At 66.9% G+C, this 3,056-nt stretch carries 3 protein-coding genes and 1 riboswitch; all 3 genes read left to right on the forward strand.

The window, feature by feature from the left end; all coding sequences use genetic code 11:
- Nucleotides 1-238 precede the first annotated feature (238 nt).
- Nucleotides 239-457 (forward strand): hypothetical protein, encoded by a 219-nt coding sequence (locus AC1DYI_RS30910; protein WP_477207940.1) that lies wholly within the window; start codon nt 239-241, stop codon nt 455-457.
- Nucleotides 458-619: 162 nt separating this feature from the next.
- Nucleotides 620-723, forward strand: a riboswitch (TPP riboswitch).
- A gap of 74 nt (nt 724-797) precedes the next feature.
- Nucleotides 798-2,687, forward strand: a complete 1,890-nt coding sequence (gene thiC, locus AC1DYI_RS30915; protein ID WP_477207941.1) for a phosphomethylpyrimidine synthase ThiC — start codon at nt 798-800, stop codon at nt 2,685-2,687.
- Nucleotides 2,688-2,700: 13 nt separating this feature from the next.
- Nucleotides 2,701-3,056 (forward strand): FAD-dependent oxidoreductase (locus AC1DYI_RS30920; RefSeq protein WP_477207942.1); only part of this gene is annotated, 356 nt, incomplete at its 3' end.

Here is a 3,056-nt window from a genome sequence, read left to right on the forward strand (position 1 = left end):
GGCTGTAGCTCAGTTGGTAGAGTCCCAGATTGTGATTCTGGTTGTCGTGGGTTCGAGTCCCATCAGCCACCCCACCGAACATCAAACGGCGACAAGCACTTAGCGGCTGTCGCCGTTTTGCTTTGTGGCGCACCACTGTGGCGGCCATGACGCCGTCCAGCGCGTCCCCCTGGCATGCCGCGCCCTTTTCACGCACCATTGCCCGTTCGCCAATGGGTGGCGAAAAAAGGGGTGACGAATGAACTTCAGCAATGACGCTCTGCTCCACGCGGCGGCGACCATCGTGGCAGGGCGGTTGGAGGCGAGGGCCGCGCGCGAGGTGACCGGCGCCACCGCCGACAACGTGAGCGAAATGCTCGCGCAGGCGATGGCCGAGGTGCTCGGGGGCGTGGACCTGATGGAGGAGCGAGCCAAGTCCGAGTCGATGGACACCTGGCAACGCCTCAGCGACGAGTAGCTCGCTGCGTCGCCGGTTCGCGGCTTGCGGCGTGCGCCGGCGGCGCTGGTGGACTTCATGCGATGTGCCTGGCCTCGACCTCAGGGGCCTCTTTCCGACTGAACGCCGGCATCGATCGATGCGGAATGCGTTGACAGTCGTTCGCCCGGCCGCGCAGAATGCGCGCCTGCTCCGGGGTGCACGCATGGTGCGTGCTGAGATGGTTGATCCGAACCCGAGAACTTGAACCGGTTAGTACCGGCGTAAGAAGAGCCGTCGATCCTTGAGTCGTGCCGCCCTGCCTGGGTCGGTGCGCCACGGGGCGACCTTCGGAGCAACGACCTTGTTGCGAAGGACCGCCATGAACGCCCCCGAACGCCTGGAAGAACTGCTGTCGCTGACACGCGCGCCGTTCCCTGCCTCCCGCAAGATCCACCTCACCGGTTCGCGGCCCGACCTGCAGGTGCCGCTGCGCGAGGTCAGCCTGACCAATGGCGAGACGGTGGTGCTCTACGACACCTCCGGGCCCTACACCGACCCCACAGTCGCGATCGACGTGCGCCACGGCCTGCCAGGCCTGCGCCTGGGCTGGATCGAGCAGCGCGGCGACACCGAGGCCTACACGGGCCGCGCGCCGCAAGCGTTGGACGATGGCGCGAAGCAAGTCGAGCGCATCGCCGACAGCCTGGCCACCTTGCGCGCCGAAGCCGCAGCCTTGCAGCGCACACCACGCCGTGCCAAGAGCGGCGCCAACGTCACCCAGATGCATTACGCCAAGCGCGGCATCGTGACGCCCGAGATGGAGTTCGTCGCGCTGCGCGAGAACGGACGCCGCGAATGGATGGCGCAGTACCTGGCCGATGCCAAGCGCGAGCAGCGCCGCGCCGGCAACGGCATGGGCGCGGTGCTGCCGCGCGGGGCCATCACGCCCGAGTTCGTGCGCGACGAGGTGGCACGTGGCCGCGCGATCATCCCGGCCAACATCAACCACCCGGAAATCGAGCCGATGGCGATCGGCCGCAACTTCCTGGTCAAGATCAACGCCAACATCGGCAACTCTGCCGTCACCTCCAGCATCGAGGAAGAGGTCGAGAAGCTCGTGTGGGCGATCCGCTGGGGTGCCGACAACGTGATGGACCTGTCGACCGGGCGGAACATCCACACCACGCGCGATTGGATCGTACGCAACTCGCCGGTGCCGATCGGAACGGTGCCGATCTACCAGGCGCTGGAGAAGGTCGGCGGCGTGGCCGAAGACCTGACCTGGGCGATCTTCCGCGACACGCTGATCGAGCAGGCCGAGCAAGGAGTGGACTACTTCACCATCCACGCTGGCGTTCGCTTGCCTTTCATCCACCTCACCGCGGACCGCGTCACCGGCATCGTCTCTCGCGGCGGCTCGATCATGGCCAAGTGGTGCATCGCGCACCATCAAGAGAGCTTCCTGTACACGCACTTCGAAGAGATCTGCGAGATCATGAAGGCGTACGACGTGAGCTTCTCGCTGGGCGATGGCCTGCGCCCCGGTTGCGCATCGGATGCCAACGACGAAGCGCAGTTCGCCGAGCTGCGTACGCTGGGCGAGCTGACGCAGGTGGCGTGGAAGCACGACGTGCAGACCATGATCGAAGGCCCGGGCCATGTGCCGATGCACATGATCCAGGCCAACATGGACGAGCAGCTCAAGCACTGCCACGAAGCGCCGTTCTACACGCTGGGCCCGCTGACGATCGACATCGCGCCCGGTTACGACCACATCGCCAGCGCAATCGGCGCCGCGATGATCGGCTGGATGGGCACGGCGATGCTCTGCTACGTGACGCCCAAGGAGCACCTGGGCCTGCCCGACCGCGATGATGTCAAGCAAGGGATCATTGCCTACAAGATCGCCGCCCACGCAGCGGATGTCGCCAAGGGCCACCCGGGCGCGCGTGCGCGTGACGATGCGCTGTCGAAGGCCCGCTTCGAGTTCCGCTGGACCGACCAGTTCAACCTGAGCCTGGACCCGGACACTGCGCGCGAGTTCCACGACGAAACGCTGCCCAAGGACAGCAGCAAGGTGGCGCACTTCTGCTCGATGTGCGGGCCGAAGTTCTGCTCGATGAAGATCACGCAAGAGGTGCGCGACTACGCCGCCAGCCTGGGCGTGGCCGAGACCGAGGCGCTGGACCGCGGCATGGCCGAAAAATCCGGCGAGTTCCGCGCCGGTGGCGGCGAGATCTACATCCCGATCCATAACGACAAGGCCTGACGCAGTGGCCRCCATGCATGTGGGCATTGCCGGCGCTGGGTTGCTGGGCCGGTTGGCGGCTTGGCGGCTGGCGCAGCGCGGCTGCAGCGTCAGTGTGTTCGATCCGGCCGCGGGGCCGCAGCCAACGTTCGACGGGCAGGGGGCCGCTGCGTTCACGGCGGCCGGCCTGTTGAGCCCGATGGCCGAGCGCGACGTGGCCAGCGACCGGGTGGCCCAGCTGGGCTGGCGCTCGATCGCGCTGTGGCGCGGCATCGTGAAGGCCCTGCCTGGGTCGCCGTTCTTTGCCGATCGCGGCAGCCTGCTGCTGGTGCACCGGGGTGACCTTGGCACGGCGCAACGCACCCTCGCGCGCTTGCCCACTCCCGGCAC

This window comes from Ideonella sp. P3_A4, assembly GCF_056403075.1.

What these genes read in the sequence shown, in the direction of transcription:
- thiC (WP_477207941.1), top strand. Translation starts at nt 798, where the DNA reads ATGAACGCCCCCGAACGCCTGGAAGAACTGCTGTCGCTGACACGCGCG.
- AC1DYI_RS30910 (WP_477207940.1), top strand. Translation starts at nt 239, where the DNA reads ATGAACTTCAGCAATGACGCTCTGCTCCACGCGGCGGCGACCATCGTG.